The organism is Acinetobacter portensis, assembly GCF_023158935.1.
GTDB lineage: Bacteria > Pseudomonadota > Gammaproteobacteria > Pseudomonadales > Moraxellaceae > Acinetobacter > Acinetobacter faecalis.
Genome location: NZ_CP096120.1, coordinates 1,989,831 through 2,009,606, shown reverse-complemented (window position 1 = coordinate 2,009,606; position 19,776 = coordinate 1,989,831). Strand labels below are relative to the sequence as shown.

Below are 19,776 nucleotides of genomic sequence, written 5' to 3'. Positions count from 1 at the left end.
CTATTAGTATAATGCAGGTTTTGCTATTTCAGTCATTTTTAAATTTAATTGCTAAGCAATTTATTTTTATCAATATTTTAAAATAAATCTAAGTTTATCTAAATGATTGGAAAATTTAGAAAAGCGAAAAATAGGCATCTTTGATCATTGTGTAAAAAAACGAAATATCGGTAAATGTATCTTTCGGATTGTTCTGAGCGAGAATATTTGCAAATGGAATATCAAAAGCAAGAATTGAGAGCTATTCATCGAGTAAAAAATAGCGTTACAATGCATTGTCTTGTATTTCTACAAAAGCAACTCCTCAGTTTTAAATAATTCAAGGAATGTACAACCCTATGTCACGTTTAGCCACTCGATTTGCACAGCTTAAATCTCAACAGCGTAAGGCTTTAGTTTCGTATGTCATGGCAGGTGACCCTCAACCGCAAGTAACTGTTCCGTTATTGCATAATATGGTTGAAGCAGGGGTAGATGTGATTGAACTTGGACTTCCATTTTCAGACCCTATGGCAGATGGTCCAGTTATTGCCCTTGCAGCAGAACGTGCATTGGCAGGTGGAACAAATACCCTAGATGCTTTGAATATGGTGAAAGAGTTCCGTCAAAAAGATACAGAAACACCAGTTGTTTTAATGGGTTATTTAAATCCTGTTGAAGTTCTTGGTTATGAAAAATTTGTATCTTATGCCAATGAATGTGGTGTAGATGGTGTTCTACTTGTGGATTTACCACCTGAAGAAGCTCACGATCTAAATGTTGTTTTGAAAAAGTTTGATATGGATCAAATTTTCTTATTAGCACCAACATCAACAGAACAACGAATTAAACACGTTGTGAAACAGGCAAGTGGTTTTATCTACTATGTATCTTTGAAAGGGGTTACAGGTGCGGCAACATTAGATGTTCCTGAAGTTACTGCACGTATCCAAAAAATTAAAACTGAAACAAATATTCCAGTTGGTGTTGGTTTTGGTATTAGCGATGCTGCCTCTGCAAAAGCAATTGGTGGTGTGGCAGATGCTGTAATTGTTGGAAGTGCTTTTGTAAAACAATTTGCGAACTTAACACCAGAACAAGCCGCTATAGAAACGGTTAATAAAGTTAAGGAGCTTCGAGCTGCGCTCGATGAGTTAGTATGAGTCAAGAAGTGAAAACAGGGAAGATTCTTAGCCCTACTACGCCGTGGACAGATCGTGCTGTTCCAAGTATTCATGTTCCAGATGAACAAGAAGTCTATAAATCTACATTTACAGAACCAACCATTGAGTGTCCTGAGTGCCATTCTTTAGTTACACGCACAGCAATGTCTTTTAATGCTTATGTTTGTCCACAATGTGATGAACATTTACGTATGAAAGCTCGTGAACGTTTAACTTGGTTCTTTGATCAAGTAGATAACGAACTTGGTCAGGAATTTAAAGCCAAAGATCCGCTTAAGTTTGTAGATAGCAAGGCTTATCCAGACCGTATGTCTGAAGCTCAAGCTAAAACAGGTGAAACTGAAGCATTGGTTGTAATGCAAGGTACTTTGAAAAATGTATCTATGATTGCATGTGCTTTTGAGTTTGACTTCATGGGGGGCTCAATGGGTACAGTTGTTGGCGATCGTTTTGTACAAGCTGCAGAGCGTGCTATTCAATCTAAACAAGCTTTAATTTGCTTTGCTGCTTCTGGTGGCGCACGTATGCAAGAAGGCATGTTATCTCTTATGCAAATGGCGCGTACATCTGCTGCAATTCAACGTATGAAAGAAGCTGGTTTACCGTACATTGTTGTATTAACACATCCAGTTTATGGCGGTGTAACTGCATCATTAGCAATGTTAGGTGATGTTCATATTGCAGAACCTAAAGCAATGATTGGTTTTGCGGGTAAACGAGTAATTGAACAAACAGTACGTGAAAAATTGGAAGAACCGTTCCAACGTGCTGAGTATTTACTTGATCATGGTGTAATCGATCAAATCGTACACCGTCATGCATTACGTGATACTGTATATCGCATTGTGACGAAATTGATGAATTTGCCTTGAATAAAGCACCACTTGCAACAGACTGTTTAAACACATGGCTCGATTATTGGAGCCATGTTCACGTTACGGGTATTGATTTAGGTTTGGAACGAGTTATTCCTGTTGCTGAAAAGCTGGGTGTAACAAGTCCTCAAGCAAAAGTTTTTACTGTTGCAGGAACAAATGGTAAAGGCTCAACGACAACAACTTTGGCAGCGATATTAAAAGCCCAAGGTTATAACGTTGGACTTTACCAATCTCCGCATATTTACCGTTTTAACGAACGCGTAAAATTATCGGGAATAGAAGTAGATGACCAAACACTGGTAGATGCCTTTGTTCAAGTTGATATTGCACGCCGTGAATGTGATTTATCTTTATCATTCTTTGAAGCAACCACACTTGCAGCCTTTGTTATTTTTAAAGATCAACAATGTGATGCATGGGTGCTTGAAGTTGGTTTAGGTGGTCGTTTAGATGTTGTAAATGTTGTAAACCCAAATGTTGCTGTTATTACCAATATCGGTTTAGATCATACAGATTGGTTGGGCGATACCATTGAGAAAATTGCTTTTGAAAAAGCAGGAATTATTCGTTCGAATATTCCCGTTATTTTTGGTGGATCTCAAGATATTCCGCAAGCAATTCTAAATAAAGCTCAAGAATGTAATGCGCCTTTATCTGCGGTAAATCGTGATTATTTTTATCGCCTTACTCAAGATGGTCAGGCATGGATGTTTGCATCTACGGGTTGTACATTAAAGTTGCCATTAGGTTCATTGGCACTAGAAAATATTTCAACTGCTGTTGCTGCTATTTTGGTAAGCGGTTTAGAAATAAAACAAGAAGCTATTGAAGATGGTATTCAGCAAGCTAAATTAGCAGGTCGATTTGAAATTCGCCAAATAAAAAATAAGACTGTAATTTTTGATGCAGGACATAACCCGCATGGTGTTGAGTTCTTATTAAAACAATTGAAAAACTATTTGAATTACAATAAACAGCTCACTGAAGTCGTGAGTGTTTTCTCGATGTTGACAGATAAAGACATAAATTCTGTTGCACAGTTGTTGAAAGATACTGTATTAATGTGGAAAATTGCACAATTAACAGTCCCTCGAGCAGCAGAAATTTCTCAACTTGATGATGCGCTGAAAGGACAAAATATAGAACACTTTGAAAGTGTTAAATTGGCATTTAAATCGGCACTTGATGAATCAAAAAATAATCAGCTGATTTTGGTGTGTGGATCATTTCATACATTAGAAGCCGTATGGGAGTATTTGGAAGAATGTCAATGAATAACAAGCAACGCTGGATGGGTGGCGTTGTTTTATTAGGTGGTGGTGTTTTATTGGCGGCCTTACTTCTAAAAGGCAAAGAAGAAATACATCAAAATAATGTCAATGCACCGCAACAAGTTGAACTTGCTCAGCAAACACAACAAAAAACTACTGAAAGTGAAATGATTCAACTTCAGCCTTTAACTGTGGATGTTGAAACAGAAAAGCGTTTGCTTGAAGAGCAGAAGCGTTCACGTGAAAAAGCGGTTGCAGAACAAGAAGCACGGGCAGCAGAGTTTTTAGCAACTCAGCAACAAGCTGAAGCTGAAGCTGCACGTAAAGCCGCAGAAGAATATGCTGCAATTAATGCACATCGTAACGGTGTAAATCAAAGTTCAGACAATATTCCACCAGAACTCATTGAAGATGAAAAAGCAAAGCAGAAACGTTTAGCTGAAGAAAAACTTGTGGCTCAAAAGAAATTAGAGCAACAAAAGGCAAATCAGTTAAAAGCTGATGATGCCAAGAAAGAAGCTGAGAAAAAACGTCAAGCTGAATTAGCTCGTCAAGCGGAACAAAAGAAATTAGCTGAAGCTGAGGCAAAGCAAAAAGCCAATGAAAAGTTGAAAGCTGAAGAAAAACGTAAAGCAGACGAGAAGAAAAAAGAAGAGCAGCGTAAAGCTGAAGAAAAAAGTAAGGCTGCAGAAAAACGCAAAGCGGATGAGAAACGTAAAGCCGAAGAAAAGAAAAATGCCGAGGCTAAAAAAGCACGGGATTTACTTGAAAATGGAGATAAGCAGTGGATGGTACAAGTTGCGCTTGCTGCAAATGAAGCAAATGCAGATGCTGTAGCTGCAAAACTTCGGGCAAAAGGCTACAAAGTAACGAAGAGTCCAACATCTAAAGGGATTCGAATTATGGTTGGGCCATCTAAAGACCGTGAAACTGCCGATGCGTCACGTAAGAAAATTGCGGCTGATGCAAGTTTAGGAATGAAATCTGCTTGGGTAATTGATTGGGTGCCTTTAGAAAAACGCAATTAATTTAATTATTCATTGTTGAAAGTAAAAAAAGGATTCGACTCGTTTTAGTTGAATCCTTTTTTGTTTGAAAAGATTGAAGTTATTAATAGGAAAGTAAAGGTATTTTATTGCATTGGATTGATTCATTTTTTGTAATGTTTTTGGATGAAACAAGAAGGTTAATTTATAAAATATTTAATGACTTATTTCTAAATAGGATATGTCAGTTTTTATTGAATAAAAAAACAAACGAGAAAATCAGGACTTATCTATATATAGAAAGATTAAAATTTGATACATTGTTGGCACTTAGATTTCAGTGCTTAGTAACGCGAAGATTATTTTTATATTGGTTTTGTGCAAAACCCTTGTACTTCAAATTTCTAGCACCATAATAAAGACTAAGAAAAACTTATTTTGATAAGCAAGATTTAGAGAGTCTATTCATGTTGGCAAGTCTGATCGGAGGAATCTTCGGTACTAAAAATGAGCGCGAACTTAAACGCATGCGCAAAATTGTTGAAAAAGTTAATGCGCTCGAGCCGACGATATCAGCTTTAAGTGATGCGGACTTATCTGCAAAAACCGAAGAATTTAAACAACGCTATAACAAGGGCGAAAGCTTAGATAAGCTATTACCAGAAGCGTTTGCAGTCTGCCGAGAAGCAGCAAAACGTATTATGGGAATGCGTCATTATGATGTTCAGTTAGTAGGTGGTATTACACTTCACGAAGGTAAAATTGCAGAAATGCGTACCGGTGAAGGTAAAACGCTTATGGGTACGCTTGCTTGCTATTTAAATGCAATTAGTGGTCAAGGCGTTCACGTAATTACCGTAAATGACTATTTGGCGCAACGTGATGCTGAATTAAACCGTCCATTATTCGAATTCTTAGGTTTAAGCATTGGTGTTATTTACTCAATGCAAGATCCAATGGAAAAATCTGAAGCTTACAAAGCAGATATTACCTACGGTACAAACAACGAATTTGGCTTTGATTACCTTCGTGACAACATGGTGTTTTCTTTAGGTGAAAAGAAACAACGTGGTTTAGTTTATGCAATTATCGATGAAGTCGATTCGATCTTAATTGATGAAGCACGTACTCCATTGATTATTTCTGGTCAAAGTGAAGATTCTTCACAGCTTTATGCGGCAATTAATGCGATTCCGCCAAAATTGAAGCCACAGAAAGAAGAAAAAGTGGCAGATGGCGGACATTTCTGGATTGATGAGAAACAACGTTCAGTTGAAATGACTGAAATTGGTTTTGAAACAGTTGAAGATGAACTGATTTCAATGGGTTTATTAGCAGAAGGTGAGAGTTTATATTCATCTTCTAACTTAAACCTTGTTCATCACGTGACGGCTGCAATTCGTGCACATTATTTATATCAACGTAATGTTCAATACATCATTAACGATGGTGAAATCATTATTGTCGATGAAAATACAGGTCGTACGATGCCAGGTCGTCGTTGGTCTGAAGGTTTGCATCAAGCAGTAGAAGCGAAAGAAGGCTTAGAAATTCAGCCTGAAAACCAAACTTTGGCAACAACAACATTCCAAAACTATTTCCGTTTATACAGAAAATTATCTGGTATGACGGGTACTGCAGATACTGAAGCTGCAGAAATGAAAGAAATTTATGGTTTAGATGTTGTTCTTATTCCTACACACCGCCCAATGGTGCGTAAAGATGAAAACGATTTAATTTATTTAAATCGTAACGGCAAATATTCTGCAATTATTAAAGAAATTCAACGTATTCATGAATCAGGTGTTGCGCCAATTCTTATTGGTACTGCAACTATTGAAGCATCTGAAATTTTATCGGATAAGCTAAAAGAAGCTGGTATTACACATGAAGTATTAAATGCGAAACAGCATGAGCGTGAAGCAGATATTATTGCGCAAGCGGGTGCTCCGCGTGCAGTAACTATTGCAACAAACATGGCGGGTCGTGGTACAGATATTCTTTTGGGTGGTAACTGGAAAGCATTACTTGCCAAAATTGAAAACCCAACGGCTGAAGATGAAACTCGTTTAAAAGCTGAGTGGGAAAAGAACCACGATGCTGTACTTGCATCTGGTGGTTTACACATTATTGGTTCAGAACGTCATGAATCACGTCGTATTGATAATCAGCTTCGTGGTCGTGCAGGTCGTCAAGGTGACCCAGGTGTTTCACGTTTCTACTTATCTCTTGAAGATGACTTAATGCGTATTTTCGCAGGCGATCGTATTGTAAGTATGATGCGTGCGATGGGCTTAACTGAAGATGAAGCGATTGAACACAAAATGGTGTCTCGCTCTATTGAAAATGCACAGCGTAAAGTAGAAGCACGTAACTTCGATATTCGTAAAAACTTATTGAAATACGATGATGTAAACAACGAACAACGTAAGATTATTTATTCTCAACGTGATGAAATTCTTGCTGAAAGTACACTTCAAGAATACGTTGAAGAAATGCATCAAGAAGTTGTGAAAGGTTTAATCGCAAACTACATTCCACCAGAATCTATTCACGATCAATGGGATATTCCAGGTTTGGAAGCAGCGTTGCGTGAAGACTTTGGCGTTGAAATGGAAATTACGCGTTGGCTTGAAGAAGACCGTCGTTTAGACGAAGAAGCTTTGGTTGAACGTATTTACGATGAAATTTTACAACGCTATCGTAGCCGTCGTGAACAAATGGGTGCAGAGTCAGCAGCAATGCTTGAACGTCATTTCATGTTGGGTTCGCTAGATCGTCATTGGAAAGATCATCTTGCAGCAATGGATTATTTGCGCCAAGGTATTCATTTACGTGGTTATGCACAAAAGAATCCTGAGCAAGAATACAAAAAAGAAGCATTTAACTTATTTATTAATATGTTAGGTGTAATTAAGTCTGATGTTGTAATGGACTTATCACGTGTTCACGTTCCAACAGCAGAAGAGTTAGCTGCATTGGAAGCACAGCAACAAGCACAAGCTGAAGCAATGAAACTTAATCTGTCTCATTCTGAAGTACCTGATTTTGATTTTGAAGCAGCTGAAACAGAATTTACGCCTGTTGAAAATCAAGAGATTGTTGCACCTGCAAGCCGAAATGCGCCATGTCCATGTGGTTCTGGTATGAAGTACAAACAATGTCACGGTAAAATTTAATTTATATTGAATTCTATTTAACAAAAAAGCAGAGCAAAATGTTCTGCTTTTTTGTTATGAATAGAGCTAAATTAATTGAGTGAGTTTCATGAGTTGTTGATGTTCACTTTATTAAGTGGTATTTAATGGCAGATTGAAATTTAGATATGGGAAATATAATGAAAATAGTATTAAAAACATTCGTGATTGCTGCATTGGCAATTCCAACACTTTCATTTGCGAATACGGCTAAATCGACCTCACAAGCACAAGTTGTAGATGGAAAGGTAACTGTTGCAAGCCCACGCACAGGTATCAGATACACTATAGATAATCCACATCAACGTCCTGTATCAATTCAAACTGAAGCAATTGCAGCAGCAACATCGGCAACAGTAAATCGAATTGTTGCATCTAATCCTGCTTTATCTGAAGAAAGTCAGCAAGCTGCTAAAAAAGCATTATTGGCTGCACAATAATTAAAAAATATTAGATATTTAAAACCAGCGACTAAGCTGGTTTTTTTATAAATAAAATAGAAGAAAGTTACACTCTTGCTTTGCTTTTGCTCGATTTTTCAATGAATTTCTAATAAGCTGTGGTTTTCTATATAAAACTACATTGGAAATTTCAAAATGGCTGTAGGTGACGTATCTATGCCGCAAATGCATGCGGTGAAAGGTGTAAAAATTGGTTCGGCAGAAGCGTATGTACGTTACCAGAACCGACGTGACCTTGTTATTTTTGAATTTGCAGAAGGTTCAAATGTTGCAGGTGTATTTACGCAAAATGCATTTTGTGCAGCGCCTGTACATATTTCTAAAGCACATCTTAAAATTACCAACCCACGTTATCTTGTAATTAATACAGGAAATGCCAATGCGGGTACGGGTAAAACGGGGATGGCAAATGCAGAAGCGACTTGTGCAAAGCTAGCAGAACTTGCGGGTGTATCTACATCTGAAGTTCTTCCATTTTCTACAGGTGTGATTGGTGAGCAACTTCCAATTGAACGCTTAGTAAATGGTTTACAGCCTGCTTTAGAAAGCCTCAATGAAAACGCTTGGTTAGATGCTGCAACAGGCATTATGACGACAGATACAACACCAAAAGGTGCATCTGAGCAGTTTGAAATAGATGGTGTTACGTACACCATGACAGGTATTTCAAAAGGTGCAGGCATGATTCGCCCCAATATGGCGACTATGTTGAGCTATGTGGCTACAGATGCGCCAATTAGTCGTGAGCTAGTACAACAACTTTTGAATGAAACAGTGAATGTATCCTTCAACCGTATTACGGTAGATGGTGATACATCAACAAACGACTCATGTATTTTTGTTGCGACAGGCCAAGCAGGTGGCACTGAAATTACATCACCTGAAGATGTACGCTATTCAAAAGTTTTAGAAGTTCTAACGCGCGTAATGAAACGTCTAGCACAATTGATTGTACGTGATGGTGAAGGCGCTACTAAATTTATTACTGTTGCTGTTGAAGGTGGTGAAAACACTCAAGAATGTTGCGATATTGCATATAGCATTGCACACTCACCTTTAGTTAAAACGGCAATTTTCGCATCAGATCCAAACTGGGGACGTATTTTAGCTGCAATTGGTTATGCAGGCGTTCCTAATTTAGATGTTGAAAAAATTCAAGTTTGGTTAGATGATGTGCAAATCTGTAAAGATGGTGGTGCAGCAGAAGATTATACGGAAGAAGCTGGTGCCCGCGTTATGGCTCAGACTGAAATGACTATTCGAGTTGATTTAGGTCGAGGTCAAGCCAAAGATACGGTATATACCTGCGATTTGTCATATGACTACGTAAAAATTAATGCAGATTATCGTTCATAAAATTTAATATAAAAAAGCCTCCGTCGAGAGGCTTTTTTATAACTACTATTTTTTACTTACTGGTCAAGAAAATAAAATTGACTGGGTGTTGGGATCGCTTACAGCAAGTAAGCAATATGGATAGAGAAGACGTTGTTATGAATAATGCGACCAATTTAATTGCCAATGACGCTAAATCAATTGTGCAGGCGCATTTAGATCGCTTAGGTGAATCTAAAGACTCTCATTTAACTGAAGAAGTTAAACAAGAAAAATTTGCCCAAATAAAAGCAGAATTAGAAAAGCAAAATGCAGTATTGGTTGCGCATTATTATTGTGATCCTGAAGTACAAGAGTTAGCAGAGCTAACAGGTGGTTGTGTTTCAGACTCATTAGAAATGGCACGTTTTGGTCGCGACCATCCCGCAAAAACACTTGTAGTAGCTGGTGTAAAATTTATGGGTGAAACATCTAAAATTTTATCACCTGAAAAAACTGTGCTTATGCCAACTTTAGAAGCAACTTGTTCTTTAGATTTGGGCTGTCCTGTAGATGAGTTCACTAAGTTTTGTGATGAGCATCCAGATTATACCGTTGTGGTATATGCAAATACCTCTGCTGCAGTTAAAGCACGTGCAGATTGGGTAGTAACATCAAGTTGTGCTGTAGAAATTATTGAACACCTAGATAGTTTGGGCGAAAAAATTATTTGGGCGCCAGATCAGCATTTAGGGCGTTATATCCAAAAGAAAACAGGTGCCGATATGTTGCTTTGGGATGGTTCGTGCATTGTGCATGAAGAATTCCGAGCGCGTGGTATTGAAACCATGAAAGCTTTATATCCAGATGCTGCAGTTTTAGTTCATCCAGAATCACCTGAATCTGTAATTGAAGTGGCGGATGCTGTTGGAAGTACCTCTCAATTAATTAAAGCGGCAGAAACATTGCCACATGAAAGACTTATTGTTGCTACAGACCGCGGTATTTTTTACAAAATGCAACAAGCTGTACCAAATAAGATACTTATTGAAGCACCAACAGCAGGCGAAGGGGCAACGTGTCGTTCTTGCGCACATTGTCCATGGATGGCAATGAATGAATTGGATGGAATTTTAGAAGTATTGCAAAAAAAGGATCAAGAAATTTTTGTTGATTCTGCTTTAGCAACACGTGCTAAACTGCCTTTAGATCGAATGTTGAGCTTTAGTGCTGCATTGAAACAACAAAATTGATTGAAAAATATCTAAAATGCTTGATAAATAAACGGTTGAAGCATTTTTTTGATTTTTTTTAAATATAGGTGTTGACGTCTTTGGGCGTCGCGCCTAGAATGCACACCGTACCGAACGAGATGTTCGATACAAGCTGAGATGAACGGAGCATAGCACAGCCTGGTAGTGCACCTGGTTTGGGACCAGGGGGTCGTAGGTTCGAATCCTACTGCTCCGACCAATTCCTCAAGGCAAAGAAAGCTTGATATTTTATATCAGCGGTAATGCGCCTGTAGCTCAGTTGGATAGAGCATCCGCCTTCTAAGCGGATGGTCACAGGTTCGAATCCTGTCAGGCGCGCCATTTGGTTCGTTTGATTATAGAATCTGAAAGCTTGTTGTAACGGTGATTGTAGCTCAGTTGGTAGAGCCCCGGATTGTGATTCCGGTTGTCGTGGGTTCGAGCCCCATCATTCACCCCAATTCGGAGCATAGCACAGCCTGGTAGTGCACCTGGTTTGGGACCAGGGGGTCGTAGGTTCGAATCCTACTGCTCCGACCACTTTCTTAAAGTGGTCATAAAAATATACCGCGTTTAGCGGTTTTTTTATGCCTGAAATTTGGCGATTTATAAAAATGAATAAATATAACTAAAAAATGTTTGTTTCTTTATTGTTGATATATTTCCTTGATTCCTTGATTCCTTGATTCCTTGATTCCTTGATTCCTTGATTCCTTGATTCCTTGATTCCTTGATTCCTTGATTCCTTGATTCCTTGATTCCTTGATTCCTTGATTCCTTGATTCCTTGATTCCTTGATTCCTTGATTCCTTGATTCCTTGATTCCTTGATTCCTTGATTCCTTGATTTTGGCTTTATTTCTGTAGCTCAACTTACATTTAGGTATTGGTGGGTTATTTAATTTAGGTAAAACACAAATTTTATTGGTTAATCCGTCCCAATTTTAACCAAAAGATAATAAAAGTAGTGATTTTTGTAGAATAAATAAGCAGATGGTGTTTTTTGTTAAAAAATGGGGTTGTATTGGTTTTGAAATACTGTAGAATGCACATCCATCGGCGGTGATGAAGATTAAAACTTCTTGATAAACAGTAACTTAGCACAAAGTGTTAAGATTGGGTTTTGAAAAGAAAGTTTAAAAATAATTTGAATTACTGATTGACTTTCTGAAAAGAAAGCGTAATATAGCCGACCTAGCTTGCTGGTGACGAACCAACAAGAAGATCATTAAGAGATTATGAAGAACAACTTGTGTGGATTTTTACTGATTGATCAATCGAAATTATTTTCATTGATTTGATGGTAGAAATTACTCGAAGTTTATTTGAGAAATATTTGTCAGAAAATTGATGAGCCAAGATTGGTACCCTTTAAAGGTACTACTGATTTTAAACTGAAGAGTTTGATCATGGCTCAGATTGAACGCTGGCGGCAGGCTTAACACATGCAAGTCGAGCGGATGAAAGTAGCTTGCTACAGGATTCAGCGGCGGACGGGTGAGTAATGCTTAGGAATCTACCTATTAATGGGGGACAACAGTTGGAAACGGCTGCTAATACCGCATACGCCCTACGGGGGAAAGCAGGGGATCTTCGGACCTTGCGTTAATAGATGAGCCTAAGTCAGATTAGCTAGTTGGTGGGGTAAAGGCCTACCAAGGCGACGATCTGTAGCGGGTCTGAGAGGATGATCCGCCACACTGGGACTGAGACACGGCCCAGACTCCTACGGGAGGCAGCAGTGGGGAATATTGGACAATGGGGGGAACCCTGATCCAGCCATGCCGCGTGTGTGAAGAAGGCCTTTTGGTTGTAAAGCACTTTAAGCGAGGAGGAGGCTACCGAGATTAATACTCTTGGATAGTGGACGTTACTCGCAGAATAAGCACCGGCTAACTCTGTGCCAGCAGCCGCGGTAATACAGAGGGTGCGAGCGTTAATCGGATTTACTGGGCGTAAAGCGTGCGTAGGTGGTCTTTTAAGTCGGATGTGAAATCCCTGAGCTTAACTTAGGAATTGCATTCGATACTGGGAGACTAGAGTATGGGAGAGGATGGTAGAATTCCAGGTGTAGCGGTGAAATGCGTAGAGATCTGGAGGAATACCGATGGCGAAGGCAGCCATCTGGCCTAATACTGACACTGAGGCACGAAAGCATGGGGAGCAAACAGGATTAGATACCCTGGTAGTCCATGCCGTAAACGATGTCTACTAGCCGTTGGGGCCTTTGAGGCTTTAGTGGCGCAGCTAACGCGATAAGTAGACCGCCTGGGGAGTACGGTCGCAAGACTAAAACTCAAATGAATTGACGGGGGCCCGCACAAGCGGTGGAGCATGTGGTTTAATTCGATGCAACGCGAAGAACCTTACCTGGTCTTGACATAGTAAGAACTTTCCAGAGATGGATTGGTGCCTTCGGGAGCTTACATACAGGTGCTGCATGGCTGTCGTCAGCTCGTGTCGTGAGATGTTGGGTTAAGTCCCGCAACGAGCGCAACCCTTTTCCTTATTTGCCAGCACTTCGGGTGGGAACTTTAAGGATACTGCCAGTGACAAACTGGAGGAAGGCGGGGACGACGTCAAGTCATCATGGCCCTTACGACCAGGGCTACACACGTGCTACAATGGTCGGTACAAAGGGTTGCTACCTCGCGAGAGGATGCTAATCTCAAAAAGCCGATCGTAGTCCGGATCGCAGTCTGCAACTCGACTGCGTGAAGTCGGAATCGCTAGTAATCGCGGATCAGAATGCCGCGGTGAATACGTTCCCGGGCCTTGTACACACCGCCCGTCACACCATGGGAGTTTGTTGCACCAGAAGTAGGTAGTCTAACCGCAAGGAGGACGCTTACCACGGTGTGGCCGACGACTGGGGTGAAGTCGTAACAAGGTAGCCGTAGGGGAACCTGCGGCTGGATCACCTCCTTAACGAAAGATTGACGATTGGTAAGAATCCACAACAAGTTGTTCTTCATACGATGTACCTGAGGGTCTGTAGCTCAGTTGGTTAGAGCACACGCTTGATAAGCGTGGGGTCACAAGTTCAAGTCTTGTCAGACCCACCACTACTGACGAAGCAATTAATTGCAGAGTAAGACAGAGAATCAGAGACATTGAATCTATATGATAAGCTGGGGACTTAGCTTAGTTGGTAGAGCGCCTGCTTTGCACGCAGGAGGTCAGGAGTTCGACTCTCCTAGTCTCCACCATATATCGTTTACGATATATAAGCTGAGAGATTATAGAATTTAGTAAATTAAACGATAGAGTTTAAGTTTATTAAGTTCTGTGATTTATCACAGTTTCTAGACCTGACGAAGGCTAGAAAAATCATTAACAGAATATATTTGAGTTGAAATAATTTGTTCATAACTCATCAAACTTAAAAACGAAGAAGCAATTCTGAGTTTACGAGAATGATGATTTACTAGCGATTAAACTGAATCAAGCGTTTTGGTATATGAATCTAATTGAAGCTGTACAGTGCTTAAGTGCACAGACGCCAACTGTATGATTGACTAACTTGTTAGTTGATCTGTTGCTAATCCTACTTGTAGGGATTAACGACTGTTTGGGGTTGTATAGTCAAGTAATTAAGTGCATGTGGTGGATGCCTTGGCAGTCAGAGGCGATGAAAGACGTAATAGCCTGCGATAAGCTCCGGGGAGGCGGCAAATATCCTGTGATCCGGAGATTTCTGAATGGGGAAACCCACTTACCATAAGGTAGGTATTGCAACATGAATACATAGTGTTGCAAGGCGAACGAGGGGAAGTGAAACATCTCAGTACCCTTAGGAAAAGAAATCAATTGAGATTCCCTCAGTAGCGGCGAGCGAAAGGGGAACAGCCCATTAAGTCATATAAGTTCTAGTGGAATGCTCTGGGAAGTGCAACCATAGTGGGTGATAGTCCTGTACACGAAAGGGCTTATATGATGATGTCGAGTAGGGCGGGGCACGTGAAACCTTGTCTGAATATGGGGGGACCATCCTCCAAGGCTAAATACTCCTGACTGACCGATAGTGAACCAGTACCGTGAGGGAAAGGCGAAAAGAACCCCTGTGAGGGGAGTGAAATAGATCCTGAAACCGCATGCATACAAGCAGTGGGAGCCGGCATTGTGTCCGGTGACTGCGTACCTTTTGTATAATGGGTCAGCGACTTATGTTCAGTAGCAAGGTTAACCGAATAGGGGAGCCGTAGAGAAATCGAGTCTTAATAGGGCGTTTAGTTGCTGGGCATAGACCCGAAACCAGGTGATCTATCCATGAGCAGGTTGAAGGTTGGGTAACACTAACTGGAGGACCGAACCCACTGTCGTTGAAAAGCCAGGGGATGACTTGTGGATAGGGGTGAAAGGCTAATCAAACTTGGTGATAGCTGGTTCTCCCCGAAAGCTATTTAGGTAGCGCCTCGGACGAATACCATTGGGGGTAGAGCACTGTTTCGGCTAGGGGGTCATCCCGACTTACCAAACCGATGCAAACTCCGAATACCAATGAGTACTATCCGGGAGACAGACTGCGGGTGCTAACGTCCGTAGTCAAGAGGAAAACAATCCAGACCGCCAGCTAAGGCCCCAAAATTATAGTTAAGTGGGAAACGATGTGGGAAGGCATAGACAGCTAGGAGGTTGGCTTAGAAGCAGCCACCCTTTAAAGAAAGCGTAATAGCTCACTAGTCGAGTCGGCCTGCGCGGAAGATGTAACGGGGCTAAAACTATATGCCGAAGCTGCGGATTTGCAATTTATTGCAAGTGGTAGGGGAGCGTTCTGTAAGCCGATGAAGGTGGATTGAGAAGTCTGCTGGAGGTATCAGAAGTGCGAATGCTGACGTGAGTAACGACAAAACGGGTGAAAAACCCGTTCGCTGAAAGACCAAGGGTTCCAGTCCAACGTTAATCGGGGCTGGGTGAGTCGACCCCTAAGGCGAGGCCGAGAGGCGTAGTCGATGGGAAATTGGTTAATATTCCAATACTTCTGTGTAATGCGATGAGAGGACGGAGAAAGTTAAGTCAGCCTGGCGTTGGTTGTCCAGGTGAAAGGTTGTAGGCATGTATCTTAGGCAAATCCGGGGTACTCTATGCTGAGAACTGATAGCAAGCTAATTTATTAGCGAAGTGGCTGATACTATACTTCCAGGAAAAGTCTCTAAGCTTCAGTTACACAGGAATCGTACCCGAAACCGACACAGGTGGTCAGGTCGAGTAGACCAAAGCGCTTGAGAGAACTCTGCTGAAGGAACTAGGCAAAATGGTACCGTAACTTCGGGAGAAGGTACGCTGCTGACGGTGATGGAACTTGCTTCCTGAGCTATCGGCAGCCACAGAAACCAGGCCCCTGCAACTGTTTATTAAAAACATAGCACTCTGCAAACACGAAAGTGGACGTATAGGGTGTGATGCCTGCCCGGTGCTGGAAGGTTAATTGATGGGGTTAGCGTAAGCGAAGCTCTTGATCGAAGCCCCAGTAAACGGCGGCCGTAACTATAACGGTCCTAAGGTAGCGAAATTCCTTGTCGGGTAAGTTCCGACCTGCACGAATGGCATAATGATGGGGGCGCTGTCTCCAGCAGAGGCTCAGTGAAATCGAATTCGCCGTGAAGATGCGGTGTACCCGCGGCTAGACGGAAAGACCCCGTGAACCTTTACTGCAGCTTGACATTGAACTTTGATCTTACTTGTGTAGGATAGGTGGGAGGCTTTGAAACCGCGACGCTAGTTGCGGTGGAGCCAATCTTGAAATACCACCCTGGTAATATTGAGGTTCTAACTCTGCTCCATAATCTGGAGCGAGGACCATGTCTGGTGGGTAGTTTGACTGGGGCGGTCTCCTCCTAAAGAGTAACGGAGGAGTACGAAGGTGCGCTCAGCGTGGTCGGAAATCACGCGTAGAGTATAAAGGCAAAAGCGCGCTTAACTGCGAGACCCACAAGTCGAGCAGGTACGAAAGTAGGTCTTAGTGATCCGGTGGTTCTGTATGGAAGGGCCATCGCTCAACGGATAAAAGGTACTCTGGGGATAACAGGCTGATACCGCCCAAGAGTTCATATCGACGGCGGTGTTTGGCACCTCGATGTCGGCTCATCTCATCCTGGGGCTGAAGCAGGTCCCAAGGGTATGGCTGTTCGCCATTTAAAGAGGTACGCGAGCTGGGTTTAGAACGTCGTGAGACAGTTCGGTCCCTATCTACCGTGGGCGTTGGAAATTTGAGAGGATCTGCTCCTAGTACGAGAGGACCAGAGTGGACGAACCTCTGGTGTACCGGTTGTGACGCCAGTCGCATCGCCGGGTAGCTATGTTCGGAAGGGATAACCGCTGAAAGCATCTAAGCGGGAAGCCTACCTCAAGATAAGATTTCCCTAGGACTTTATGTCCTCTAAAGAGCCGTTGAAGACTACGACGTTGATAGGTTGGATGTGGAAGCATAGTGATATGTGAAGCTGACCAATACTAATTGCTCGTGAGGCTTGACTATACAACACCCAAACAGTTGTTGTATAAAAGCTCAATTGATTCGATATTAAGCAAAATAGCTTGATTCAGAAGAAAGTTAGTAAGACAATGTTCAACTCAGATATACCTGTTAATGTATTCTATTTGACGAAAGCTAAGGCAAACGTAAGACCTAAGCGAGTAAGCATAAACAGTTGTGCTGGCGACAATAGCAAGAGTGAACCACCTGATCCCTTCCCGAACTCAGAAGTGAAACCTCTTTGCGCTGATGGTAGTGTGGGGTTACCCATGTGAGAGTAAGTCATCGCCAGCTCATTAATTCTAAAAACCCCCTCCAATACGGAGGGGGTTTTTTTATGCTTGCATAAAAATAAATGAAAATATGAATAATTTATTCAAAGCTAGATATTACTAAGCTAGATTTTTTTAGTGCATGTAGAAGTTGCCCTAATAGAATATCTTTATTTGCTAAAACGACAATAATCATTGGATATTGGCTACTTGGGATGGATGTAAGAACTGCTTTACCATTTTCTGCATCTAAGGTTATGGATTGGCATTTAATAAGTTGTAATTCATTCATAAGAGCACTTACCATTGCATGTAATGAACTACTAACGGCTGCAAGCTTTGTTTGGTTAAATATATTTTTTTTATAAAGAGTTGTAATTTCAAAACCATCTGTGGAGCAGATCATGATGAAATTCACACCACTAACATTATTAAATATGCTCTGGATTTCTATCTTTGCATTCTGAATTATATGTTCGGGAATCTTTCTTTCTTTAGTGCAAACATAGAATTTCTCCAATTAAGCAGTAATGTTGTAATTAATTTCTATCGTGGTAATTAATGCTTCTAATAGTAGTTTGACATCATCTTTTTTACGTGCATCAATCATAAATAATGGATGATAAAGGTCATTTTTGATCAACCATTCTTGATAAATATAAGTAGATTTATTTAGATCACCATCTGTATGTGTAATTCCAATAGCAATATATTCTGTATACTCCTGAAATACTTCTAGATAATGTTCGAGTTCTTCAATTGGATTTTCTAAAGTATGATCAATTAATATGATTGCTCCGATTGCACCTTTACAGATCACGGACCAAATAAAATCAAATCGTTCTTGCCCTGGTGTGCCATAAAGTCCGATTATTAATCCATCATCTAGTGTTACTTCACCATAATCAATGCCGACGGTTGTTTGTGGTTTTGAATGGCTTTCTTGGTCTGTGTTAAGTGCTTCTGTTAAAAGAATTGGGATATCGGATAGTGATCGAATAGCTTCAGTTTTCCCTGCTCCCATAGTTCCAGCAAAGACAATTTTATATTGTTGGATGATCATAAATAAATCTCATATCATAGGCGTAATGTTTTTCTTAAATTACTGAAAAAATCTTTTATGAAGCTAACATCCTCATTTTCCGTATTTGAAGTAGGAGGGCTATAGTGTTTATCCCAAATATTAATTTTTTCAACATTGTCTATAGTAATATTTGCACCAATAAACTGTTTTACCAAATCGGGTGGTAAGTTTAACTGATCAGCAATTGTTGAAATTTTGCCGCCTTGTATAAAACATGCACTAAGTTGAAATATTATTTTTTTGTTTTTAATATCTGACGGTTTTGGCCAATAATTTATCTTGAAATGTCCATCACTTGGGGATAATGCAATTGCAACTTCACTACTGTTCCAAAAGAGATTCTAAATCCAATCATTTAAAATTAGAGTTTCTTTGCGATTCACTTTTGTAAGGGAGTCCGTATTTGCAATTTCAAAATTAAAATGAAAACTAGTCTTAGTATTCTCTCTTGCAGGGTTTATCCATATTTGATTTTTATCTGGTTGAGCTATTGCAATAGTTCCATTGTTATCAAATAAATGTAACTTTATATCTTTATCCGTTGTATATAACTTATCAAATAATGAAGTAATTCTTTCTATACTATTGTTATAACCTTCAATCTGATTGTATTCAGGAAGATTCAAATTTGATTGGAGAGAGAGGGTGTGTGAGTAAGTATGTTTGGCTAAATATAGTCTAAATGAATGAGGGAAATTTATTATTGTTTCAGTAAATGCTGATTATTATAAGTTTTAGGGTTCATATATTTCACCTTTAAAGTAAAGATAGGGAAATAAAGCCCTTTGAAACTCTATAAAGGGCTTAAGTGTGTGGAATTACGCAAAGTCTAAACCTTTTTCATAACTTTTTAGTTCATGACGAGCCATTGCTAGATTTGCTTTAGAACGATCAAGTACCAGATATAGAAAAACATTTTCATTATTAACAAGTGGGCGAATTAAGTGGTATTGCTTACCAAGTGTGATAAGAATATCCTCAATTGTGTCATTTAAATTTAGCGCTTGTGCTACGCGTTGCTTTGATCGGACAACTTCTGTATTACCAGCTGCTGCTAATTCTAAATCGATATCTCCGCCTCCTTGAGTTGCTAGTGCTAATCCACTTTCGCCATCTACTAATGCTGCAGCGTAAAATCCGTCGATACTTGATAGTTATTCTAATGATACTTTAGCCATATTTATTCTCTCTCTTTTTATAAATAATATTATTTCTACATATCTGATATGAAAATCATTAAGTAGAATCTTATTTATAAAGAATAAGTTAGAAAGATCAATGAATTATTTTTATATGTAAACTTAAAATAAAAATGAGAATAGATTTTATGATAGTTTTGGTCAGTTGTTTTGAGATATGTTTAACCCTTTAGTGAAAATTATTCGACCCTTCTCATAAAATAGAAAGTATGATGGTGCTTAGA

At 40.0% G+C, this 19,776-nt stretch carries 12 protein-coding genes, 6 tRNA genes and 3 rRNA genes; 17 read left to right on the top strand and 4 right to left on the bottom strand.

What is annotated here, in order from left to right; translation table 11 throughout:
- The first annotated feature begins 338 nt into the window (after positions 1–338).
- The 17 genes from trpA to rrf all read left to right on the top strand — a co-directional run bounded on the left by trpA (position 339) and on the right by rrf (position 17,291).
- On the top strand, positions 339–1,142 hold the full coding sequence (trpA, locus tag MZO21_RS10090) for a tryptophan synthase subunit alpha (protein ID WP_154772871.1): 804 nt from the start codon (positions 339–341) through the stop codon (positions 1,140–1,142).
- The gene (gene accD, locus MZO21_RS10085) at positions 1,139–2,035 is read left to right on the top strand and encodes an acetyl-CoA carboxylase, carboxyltransferase subunit beta (RefSeq protein ID WP_154772870.1); all 897 of its coding nucleotides are present in this window, start codon (positions 1,139–1,141) and stop codon (positions 2,033–2,035) included. The genes trpA and accD overlap by 4 nt, the downstream gene beginning before the upstream one ends.
- A complete protein-coding gene (gene folC, locus MZO21_RS10080) occupies positions 2,032–3,315 on the top strand; it encodes a bifunctional tetrahydrofolate synthase/dihydrofolate synthase (RefSeq protein ID WP_154772869.1) in 1,284 nt (427 codons plus the stop codon). The genes accD and folC overlap by 4 nt, the downstream gene beginning before the upstream one ends.
- Positions 3,312–4,340 carry an SPOR domain-containing protein gene (locus MZO21_RS10075; RefSeq protein WP_154772868.1) on the top strand — a complete coding sequence of 343 codons (1,029 nt, stop codon included), beginning with the start codon at positions 3,312–3,314 and terminating at the stop codon, positions 4,338–4,340. Before folC ends, MZO21_RS10075 begins: the two co-directional genes overlap by 4 nt.
- Positions 4,341–4,765: 425 nt before the next feature.
- Entirely contained in the window at positions 4,766–7,477 is a 2,712-nt protein-coding gene (secA, locus tag MZO21_RS10070) for a preprotein translocase subunit SecA (protein ID WP_154772867.1), read from the top strand.
- 158 nt (positions 7,478–7,635) lie between these two features.
- Positions 7,636–7,935 (top strand): hypothetical protein, encoded by a 300-nt coding sequence (locus tag MZO21_RS10065; protein WP_154772866.1) that lies wholly within the window; start codon positions 7,636–7,638, stop codon positions 7,933–7,935.
- A gap of 156 nt (positions 7,936–8,091) precedes the next feature.
- Positions 8,092–9,312, top strand: coding sequence for a bifunctional glutamate N-acetyltransferase/amino-acid acetyltransferase ArgJ (argJ, locus tag MZO21_RS10060; protein WP_154772865.1), 1,221 nt, complete (start codon positions 8,092–8,094; stop codon positions 9,310–9,312).
- Positions 9,313–9,449: 137 nt separating this feature from the next.
- Positions 9,450–10,523, top strand: coding sequence for a quinolinate synthase NadA (gene nadA, locus MZO21_RS10055; protein ID WP_154772900.1), 1,074 nt, complete (start codon positions 9,450–9,452; stop codon positions 10,521–10,523).
- 143 nt (positions 10,524–10,666) lie between these two features.
- Positions 10,667–10,743, top strand: a tRNA-Pro gene (locus tag MZO21_RS10050).
- A 45-nt stretch (positions 10,744–10,788) separates the two neighbouring features.
- Positions 10,789–10,865: transfer RNA gene (locus MZO21_RS10045), tRNA-Arg, on the top strand.
- Between the two features lie 42 nt (positions 10,866–10,907).
- Positions 10,908–10,983, top strand: a tRNA-His gene (locus MZO21_RS10040).
- A 3-nt stretch (positions 10,984–10,986) separates the two neighbouring features.
- A tRNA-Pro gene (locus MZO21_RS10035) sits at positions 10,987–11,063 on the top strand.
- 850 nt (positions 11,064–11,913) lie between these two features.
- Positions 11,914–13,450, top strand: a 16S ribosomal RNA gene (locus MZO21_RS10030).
- A 60-nt stretch (positions 13,451–13,510) separates the two neighbouring features.
- Positions 13,511–13,587 (top strand) — tRNA-Ile (locus tag MZO21_RS10025).
- A gap of 68 nt (positions 13,588–13,655) precedes the next feature.
- A tRNA-Ala gene (locus tag MZO21_RS10020) sits at positions 13,656–13,731 on the top strand.
- A gap of 374 nt (positions 13,732–14,105) precedes the next feature.
- Positions 14,106–17,000: ribosomal RNA gene (locus MZO21_RS10015) — 23S ribosomal RNA — on the top strand.
- Positions 17,001–17,176: 176 nt separating this feature from the next.
- Positions 17,177–17,291 (top strand): 5S ribosomal RNA (gene rrf, locus MZO21_RS10010).
- The 16S, 23S and 5S rRNA genes sit together here with 2 tRNA genes alongside, the layout of an rRNA operon.
- Positions 17,292–17,369: 78 nt before the next feature.
- Here rrf and MZO21_RS10005 read toward each other — a convergent pair.
- The 4 genes from MZO21_RS10005 to MZO21_RS09990 form a co-directional block, all read right to left on the bottom strand.
- The gene (locus tag MZO21_RS10005; protein WP_154772338.1) at positions 17,370–17,789 is read right to left on the bottom strand and encodes a roadblock/LC7 domain-containing protein; all 420 of its coding nucleotides are present in this window, start codon (positions 17,787–17,789) and stop codon (positions 17,370–17,372) included.
- Positions 17,790–18,332 (bottom strand): GTP-binding protein, encoded by a 543-nt coding sequence (locus tag MZO21_RS10000; protein WP_154772339.1) that lies wholly within the window; start codon positions 18,330–18,332, stop codon positions 17,790–17,792.
- A 362-nt stretch (positions 18,333–18,694) separates the two neighbouring features.
- Positions 18,695–18,979: a hypothetical protein gene (locus MZO21_RS09995; RefSeq protein ID WP_248102493.1), complete on the bottom strand. Its 285-nt coding sequence runs from the start codon at positions 18,977–18,979 to the stop codon at positions 18,695–18,697.
- Positions 18,980–19,171: 192 nt separating this feature from the next.
- Positions 19,172–19,498: a roadblock/LC7 domain-containing protein gene (locus tag MZO21_RS09990; protein WP_248102540.1), complete on the bottom strand. Its 327-nt coding sequence runs from the start codon at positions 19,496–19,498 to the stop codon at positions 19,172–19,174.
- Positions 19,499–19,776: the final 278 nt, after the last annotated feature.

Coding starts and splice junctions, on each gene's coding strand:
- MZO21_RS10075 (WP_154772868.1), top strand. CDS start 3,312: ATGAATAACAAGCAACGCTGGATGGGTGGCGTTGTTTTATTAGGTGGT.
- argJ (WP_154772865.1), top strand. CDS start 8,092: ATGGCTGTAGGTGACGTATCTATGCCGCAAATGCATGCGGTGAAAGGT.
- trpA (WP_154772871.1), top strand. CDS start 339: ATGTCACGTTTAGCCACTCGATTTGCACAGCTTAAATCTCAACAGCGT.
- secA (WP_154772867.1), top strand. CDS start 4,766: ATGTTGGCAAGTCTGATCGGAGGAATCTTCGGTACTAAAAATGAGCGC.
- MZO21_RS10000 (WP_154772339.1), bottom strand. CDS start 18,332: ATGATCATCCAACAATATAAAATTGTCTTTGCTGGAACTATGGGAGCA.
- accD (WP_154772870.1), top strand. CDS start 1,139: ATGAGTCAAGAAGTGAAAACAGGGAAGATTCTTAGCCCTACTACGCCG.
- MZO21_RS10065 (WP_154772866.1), top strand. CDS start 7,636: ATGAAAATAGTATTAAAAACATTCGTGATTGCTGCATTGGCAATTCCA.
- nadA (WP_154772900.1), top strand. CDS start 9,450: ATGAATAATGCGACCAATTTAATTGCCAATGACGCTAAATCAATTGTG.